This window comes from Rhizobacter sp. (assembly GCA_021153565.1).
In the GTDB taxonomy this organism is placed as follows: domain Bacteria; phylum Pseudomonadota; class Gammaproteobacteria; order Burkholderiales; family Burkholderiaceae_C; genus Albitalea.
In genome coordinates this window covers 1-6943 of sequence record JAJKJU010000056.1, presented here as the reverse complement: position 1 = coordinate 6943, position 6943 = coordinate 1, and the positions used below count along the sequence as shown (strand labels likewise).

The 6943-nt window shown below is 63.5% G+C and carries 6 protein-coding genes; 2 read left to right on the top strand and 4 right to left on the bottom strand.

Features of this window, described 5'->3' with window-relative positions; translation table 11 throughout:
* The first annotated feature begins 156 nt into the window (after positions 1–156).
* Positions 157–843 (top strand): c-type cytochrome, encoded by a 687-nt coding sequence (locus AC30NL_RS03780; RefSeq protein ID WP_489462677.1) that lies wholly within the window; start codon positions 157–159, stop codon positions 841–843.
* A gap of 153 nt (positions 844–996) precedes the next feature.
* Positions 997–1188 (top strand): heavy-metal-associated domain-containing protein, encoded by a 192-nt coding sequence (locus tag AC30NL_RS03775; RefSeq protein ID WP_489462676.1) that lies wholly within the window; start codon positions 997–999, stop codon positions 1186–1188.
* Positions 1189–1631: 443 nt separating this feature from the next.
* On the opposite strand, the gene AC30NL_RS03770 is transcribed toward AC30NL_RS03775, so the two are convergent.
* The 4 genes from AC30NL_RS03770 to AC30NL_RS03755 form a co-directional block, all read right to left on the bottom strand.
* On the bottom strand, positions 1632–3485 hold the full coding sequence (locus AC30NL_RS03770; protein WP_489462675.1) for an ATP-binding response regulator: 1854 nt from the start codon (positions 3483–3485) through the stop codon (positions 1632–1634).
* Positions 3482–4210, bottom strand: coding sequence for a response regulator (locus AC30NL_RS03765; protein ID WP_489462674.1), 729 nt, complete (start codon positions 4208–4210; stop codon positions 3482–3484). Before AC30NL_RS03765 ends, AC30NL_RS03770 begins: the two co-directional genes overlap by 4 nt.
* A 123-nt stretch (positions 4211–4333) precedes the next feature.
* Positions 4334–5416: a M14 family metallopeptidase gene (locus tag AC30NL_RS03760; protein ID WP_489462673.1), complete on the bottom strand. Its 1083-nt coding sequence runs from the start codon at positions 5414–5416 to the stop codon at positions 4334–4336.
* Positions 5417–5427: 11 nt separating this feature from the next.
* Positions 5428–6621, bottom strand: a complete 1194-nt coding sequence (locus AC30NL_RS03755; protein WP_489462672.1) for a M20 aminoacylase family protein — start codon at positions 6619–6621, stop codon at positions 5428–5430.
* Between the last annotated feature and the right edge of the window lie 322 nt (positions 6622–6943).

Sequence of the window (6943 nt, the reverse complement as noted above, 5' to 3'; positions counted from 1 at the left end):
GGACGGCGCCCCTTGGGGGCAGGAGCGAAGTGACTGGGGGGCACATGTCCGGCGCCGGGCCGTCCCAAGCCGGACGGCGCCCCTTGGGGGCAGGAGCGAAGCGACTGGGGGGCCTCATATAATCCGCCGCTGCATTGAATTCACGCGCTCTGGAACATGAGAAAACTGCTTGCCTCCCTCGTTGCCCTGACTGCCTTCGCAGGCTTCACTTCCCAGGTGGCCGCCCAGACCGCGACGGGCAGCGCCGCCGGTGGCGAGAAGAAGGCCGCCATGTGCATCGGCTGCCACAGCATCCCCGGCTACCAGGCGAGCTTTCCTGAAGTTCACAAGGTCCCGATGATCGCGGGCCAGAACGCCAAGTACATTGCGAGCGCGCTCAACGCCTACAAGACCGGCGACCGCAAGCACCCGACGATGAAGGCCATCGCGGCGTCGCTCACCGACCAGGACATTGCCGACCTGGCCACCTTTTACGAGACCTTGCCCCACGACAAGAAGACGCTGCCGGCTGAGCCTGCACACAAGCCGTCGGCCGAAGTGGCGGAGCTGCTGAAGAAGGTCAATTGCGTGTCCTGCCACGGCAGCAACTTCAGCAAGCCCATCGATGCGGCCTACCCGAAGCTGGCCGGTCAGCATCCGGACTATCTCTTCGTTGCGCTCAAGGCCTACCAGACGCAGAACAACCCGCAAGTCGGCCGCTCCAATCCGGTGATGAGCGGTATGGCTGCGAACTTCACACATGAGCAGTTGAAGCAGTTGGCGACATACATCGGATCGCTGGAAGGTGATCTGCATGTGGTGCCACAACCGCGCTTCAAGATGAACGAGACGCACGCGCAGTAAAGGTCTTTCGCGCCCGACAAGAAGCCGCTGTTGACCAGCGGCTTTTTTGTGCCTCTTCACCGCACACCGGCACACCCAGCCTGCGAATATCCTTGCCCTTCCATCATGGCAAGGACGACACTTGGGTAGTGTCGACACCCGCCGAGCGCTCTCATGATCGAACTCATTCTTCCCACCATGACCTGTGGCCACTGTGTGCGCACGGTGACCGACACCGTGCATCAAGTCGACGCGCAAGCCACGGTCGACATCGATCTTGCCGCTCATCGCGTGCGCATCGGTTCGCAACGCCCCGGCGAGGATTTCGCAAAGGCTTTGGCTGAAGAGGGTTACGAGTCTGCCTGACCGGGCATACGCAGCGGGCATACGCAGCGGATTGTGTTTCTACACTCGCGTTTCGGAACGCGGAGTTGTCTGGATGAAGCACTCGCTGTCGCTACTGTGCATTGCGGCGGGCCTTGCCTGCTCTGCCCAGGCCCAGACCTTTCGCTGAGCCAGCGCGGGAGACTTGCCGAGTCGTTGGCCAATGCGATGAATGGCAGATCTATGACGTCTCATGGGCCGTGACAAGAAGCTCAACATCGTGCCCTCACTCGCCACCGAGTGGAAGAAAAGGCCCGGCTGGCTGCGCCCATCTCCGGGTGATGCCCGCCCAGTCGCTGATGCTCCTACCCGCGCCACCAAGGGGGCGCCACCCGATGGGCCGACCGCGCCGCACACTGATCAAGCAACGCCCGTGGGACCGGCTTTGCCGGCCCACCGGGTGGCGCCCCTTGGGGGCAGGAGCGTCAGCGACTGGGGGGCCCAGACTTCACGCCGAGCTTGAAGGCGATCATCGCTCGCAACTTGTTCGGCACCACGGGCTTGATCAGGAGATGGAAGTTCTTGTCCTGGGCTTCCTTCTCGTGCCCGGTCATTGTGCTGCCTGTCACCATGATCGCGGGGACATGCATGCCGAAGCGGTCGCGCAGCACGGCGATGGCTTCGACCCCGTTCTTGCCGTTCTCCAACCTGTAGTCGACGATCAGCAGGTCGGGCATGGTGACCGTCGGGTCGGCTTCTTGCGTCCATGCGCTGCAGCTCGCCACGCTGTCGAAGGACGCGATGTTTGCGCCCCAGCTGCGCAGCAGCGCTTCGAGGCCGCTGCGCACTGCGGGTTCGTCTTCGACTACCACGATCAGCCGGCCTTCCAGCGTCAGCCCGAGCGGCGACTTGTCAGGGGCGGCGGTAACGGCAGCAGGAATCGCCTTGCCCGGCGGCAACTCCAGCGTGAACACCGTACCCCTTCCAAGTTGCGATCGGATGGTGATCGGCGCTTCCATCAAACCCGCCAAACGCTTGACGATGGACAGGCCCAGTCCGAGGCCTTTGCGTTCATGTGTATTTGCAACGTTCGAGCCCGGCACCTGATAGAACTCCTCGAAAACTCGATCCTGCTCTTGCTCGCTGATCCCCTCGCCCGTGTCCCACACCTGAAGCAGCACGCGGTTGCCGCGCCTTCTGCAGCCGACGAGCACTGTGCCGTCCAGCGTATAGCGGATCGCGTTGGACACAAGGTTGCGCAAGATGCGTTCGACCAGCAGCGGGTCGGCGTGCACCATGTGTTTGTCACCGCGCAGCCGCAGCGCCAAGCCCTTCTCGAAAGCTGTGGATTCGAAGTGCAGCCGTAGCTTGCGAAAGATGTCACCGATCTCGAAATGCTGCGGGTTCACCGCCACGCCGCCGCTGTCGATGCGGGTGATGTCGAGCAGTTCGGAGAACAGTTCTTCCAACGCATCGACTGAGGCGTTGATGCTGTTGACCAGGTGCGCAACCTCGTCGTCGTGGCTCTTGTTGCGCAAGGCCTCGGCGAAGAGGCCCATGGCATGCAGCGGCTGGCGCAGGTCATGGCTCGCGGCAGTAAAGAACTGCGTCTTCGAGCGATTGGCCACCTCGGCCTCGCGCCGCGCAGCATCGGCGGCCAGTTTCTCGACGCGAAGCTGCACCAGCAGTTCGTCAGCCTGCAGCTTCAGGTCGATCACGCGCAGCAAGGCCTGCCGGTAGCTGCGCGCGAGTACGTTGGTCAGGCTGATGATGAGCAGCAGAATACCCGCAAGCTGGTAGGAGTAGGCCGTGCCCTCGCTCGCGATGCGCACCGCCATCGGTGCGAAACACAGCGTCGCAAAGGCGGCGTAGATGCGCGGCTGTGAGCAGAGAACCGGAACCGCGGCCACGCAGAACGTGTAGACCAGGATGATCAGCCCCACCTGCTGGATGTTGTCGCCGGTCGGATAGAAGATCCAGGCCGTCGCTCCCCACAGGGCGCCCGAACACAGCGTGCCGATATTTCCGTAGATGCGCCAGCGCTGCCAGTCGGCCATTGTCTGCGGCGTGGCCCGCGCAAATTGCCGTGCCGTCCAGGCGCGCCCGAGCCAGACGACCCCGAAGGCCGACAGCCAGGGCAGCATGACACTTGCCGGCGTGATGGCCCAGTGCAGAAACGCAATGACGCCAATGCCAGCCATGTAGCCGGCGAGCGTGGCTGGCATGTACGCGTAGACGCTGCTCACTTCCTCGGGCAAGGCCGACAGGTGGGCTTCGGCCCTGTCACTGGCAGCCACTTCGGGCAGAGCGACTGCCTGTGCCGGCGCGACGGCGTTCACGAGGGCCTGCTCCAGGCGGACTGACTGCCCGGCTGCTGCGACATCTGTCCGATGGCCAGCACCGCCTGCGTGCGCGAACTGACATTCAGGGCGCGAAGCACCGCGGCCACGTGGTCCTTGATGGTCTCGACCGACAGACCCATTTCACGTGCGATCAGCTTGTTGGGATGGCCCTTGAGCAGGAGCGACAGCACGTCGCGCTGCCGCGGCGTGAGACCCAGCGATTCGATGCTCGCGGGCGTCTGGAAGTTGCTTTCCGATGCGTTGCGCCGCACACCCTGCAGTCCGCCTGGCGAGGTGTCGCTGTCGAAATGGGACGGCTTGTCGGGCGAACCCATCGCCATCGGCGGCACGAAGATTCCGCCGGACATCACCATGTGCAGCGCTTCGAAAAGTGTCTCGTTGGTCGCGCGCTTGGGCACGAAGCCCATGGCGCCCAGATCAATGGAGCGGATGACGTCGCTGGTGCGGTCGCTTGCCGACACGACGACGACAGGAAGGGCAGGATAAGCGGTGCGCAATTCGGCCAATACGTCGAAGCCGTCGGCATCGCCCAGGTGAAGGTCGAGCAGCACGAGGTCAAAATCGCTGTCGGCGGCGAGCGTCTCGCGGGCGGCGCGGGCGCTGCCTACTCCGACCACCGTGACATGGTCGCCCAGGCCTTTGATCACTGATTGCAATGCCGACAGGATCAGCGGATGGTCGTCGATCAGCAGCACTTTCATGGTCTCGTCCCTTTCAATGGTCGGAAGGCGAAATCGTAATGGACTGCGGCGGGATCCCCGCTACAAAAAGGGAGGGCGGAAGGGACCTGAATTGTGCTAGTGCAGTGAAAGGGTTGCCCCGGGCTACGAACTCAACCCACGTATCGCCCCGTGTGCGGCATCAAAGGCCTGTTCCACGACGCGCGTCTTCCACCCGTCCTCGTCAATATAAAACGCATCCCGCAACTGCTTCTTCACAAGCGCACGAAACACCTCGTCAGCTTCTGGATGGTTCTCAATCCACTGATCGCCGCGCAGGGCGTTCAGTGTTTCCATCAAGGGGACCGTCCCGTATTCGAGCGCAATGCCGGTGTACTCCGCCTGCGAGCATTCCTCGTAGGCGGCGAGCCACGCTAAACCCTTGAGTGGTGCTGACGCCGAGCTGCCGTCGTAGGTCGAGGTGACTTCGTTGCCCCACCAGTCGCGCGCCCTCGCCAACGCCACATCGTCGTCCTTGCACGCGAAGATGCGTTCGCCGTGCCCTTTCGGCCCGAGGCCCGTGTGCAAGTCGATCCACGCGAGGCGTTCACAGCGCTGACCGTGCTCGCGCAACACATGTCGCAAAGTCTGGTTGCTCCAGGTCGGGTTGTGGCCCCCGTAAAACAAACCCTCCGGATGGTCGTACTGGCCGCCGGAGATCACGGCCTGCAATGCGTCCAGGCCTCGCTCCTGCACCAGGCGCATCGTCTTCGCGTTGATGGAGTCAGACGGTGGCCACGTCGGCGGCACCAGAAGGCCGGCGATGTCGTCGTAAGCCGGGTTCGCAGGCAAGGGCTTCGAGAAGTCGTGGAAGTTGCGATTCAGGTCCACGTTTTCCTGTGTGACGCGGCGCCACCAGGAGAAGCCATAGGGGTTGAGCGCATGGATGTAGAGCACCGCGACCCCCGCATCGGCAGCAGCCTCGCGCCAGGCGTCGTTATGCAGCAGAGCGTTCTGGATTCCCGAGCCGCAGAAGCCTTCGACCCCATGGCATGCGCTGGTGATGAGCAGTAGGCGCGATGCATCTCGCGAGCCGCCGAGGGCCACGTCCATGGCCAAGGCCTCGCCATCGCGGCCCAGCATCGGATGTGCATGCGATTCGACGTCGAGACCAGCCGCTTCGGCCGCGGCGAGAAACTTCTCCCGCGCTTCCCGGTATGTCTGCGCGAAATGCGAAGCGGCTGTCATCGCTTGCCAGATCAACGCTTGGCCGCCAGCCACTGCTCGGCCATGCGCACCCACAGGGTCGCTCCGAGCGGAATCAGGTCGTCGTTGAAGTCGTAACTCGGGTTGTGCAGCATGCACGGGCCCATGCCGTGACCGCCCTCGCGGTGACTGCCATCGCCGTTGCCGATGAGGAAGTACGCCCCCGGCTTGTCGAGCAGGAAGTAGCTGAAGTCTTCCGCGCCCATCGTGGGTTCGAACTCCTGCACGTTCTCGGGGCCGACGATTTCGCCCATCACCTTGCGAGCGAACTCGGTTTCGGCCGGGTGGTTGATGGTGGGCGGGTAGTTGCGCACGAACTCGAATTCGCAGGTTGCACCGAAGGCCGCGGCAGTGTGCTCGGCCACCTCCTTCATGCGCCGCTCGATCATGTCGAGCACCTCCAGGGTGAAGGTCCGCACCGTGCCTTCCATGACGCAGGAATCGGGCACCACATTGGTCGCCTCGCCCGTGTGGATCATCGTCACCGAGATCACGCCCGCATCGATCGGCCGCTTGTTGCGCGAGATGATGGTTTGCCAAGCCTGAACCAGTTGGCAGGCAACGGGCACCGGATCGATGCCGTTGTGCGGCATGGCGGCGTGGCCGCCCTTGCCGTGGATGGTGACTTTGAACTCGTTGCTCGACGCAAAGCAGGGGCCGCTCTTGATCGCGAACTGGCCGACCCGCATGCCTGGCCAGTTGTGCGCGCCGAAGATCGCTTCCATTGGAAACCTCTCGAATAGCCCATCGCGGATCATTTCGCGTGCGCCGCCGCCGCCTTCTTCAGCGGGCTGGAACACGAGGTACACGGTGCCGTCGAAGTTGCGGTGCCTGGACAGATGCTTGGCCGCCGCCAGCAGCATCGCCACGTGACCGTCGTGGCCGCACGCGTGCATCTTGCCGTGGTGCTTGCTCGCGTGGGCGAAGGTGTTGTGTTCGGTCATCGGCAGCGCGTCGATGTCGGCGCGCAGGCCCACGGCGCGGTCGCTGGTGCCGTTCTTGATGATGCCCACGACGCCGGTCTTGCCCATGCCGCGGTGCAGGGAAATGCCGAAGTCTGTGAGCTGCCTGGCAATGACGTCCGAGGTGCGCTGCTCCTCGAAGCAGAGTTCAGGATGGGCGTGGATGTCGCGCCGAACGGTCGCGATGGCGGCCGCGTCCGCAAGGATGGATTCGATCAGGCGCATGGGTTTGCTCCGCAGCTCGCACGGCCTCTTGAGGGGTGAGGCGACCCAGTTTACCCGCGGCTGCGCAGGCCTGCCAGCGAGCAGATAGGACCGCTCGATGGTCCTATCGGCGAACCTTCCCGTCCTCCGTCAGCATCGACAGGTCGACCAACGGGTTGCGGATTTCCCGTACGAGAGAAATTGGCTGCAAGCCGCGCCGATGCTGGATTCTCATGAGGCGGGCTGAGAGGCTGAGAGTATTTCGATCATGCCCGCTCATCACGCCAAAAGACCCCTGCTCGTCGTTGCAAATGCTCGCCATAGCCCGGGCTATGGCTGTGCT

Excerpts from the sequence above, each read along its gene's own strand:
- AC30NL_RS03780 (WP_489462677.1), top strand. The coding sequence starts at position 157 with ATGAGAAAACTGCTTGCCTCCCTCGTTGCCCTGACTGCCTTCGCAGGC.
- AC30NL_RS03775 (WP_489462676.1), top strand. The coding sequence starts at position 997 with ATGATCGAACTCATTCTTCCCACCATGACCTGTGGCCACTGTGTGCGC.
- AC30NL_RS03765 (WP_489462674.1), bottom strand. The coding sequence starts at position 4,210 with ATGAAAGTGCTGCTGATCGACGACCATCCGCTGATCCTGTCGGCATTG.
- AC30NL_RS03760 (WP_489462673.1), bottom strand. The coding sequence starts at position 5,416 with ATGACAGCCGCTTCGCATTTCGCGCAGACATACCGGGAAGCGCGGGAG.
- AC30NL_RS03755 (WP_489462672.1), bottom strand. The coding sequence starts at position 6,621 with ATGCGCCTGATCGAATCCATCCTTGCGGACGCGGCCGCCATCGCGACC.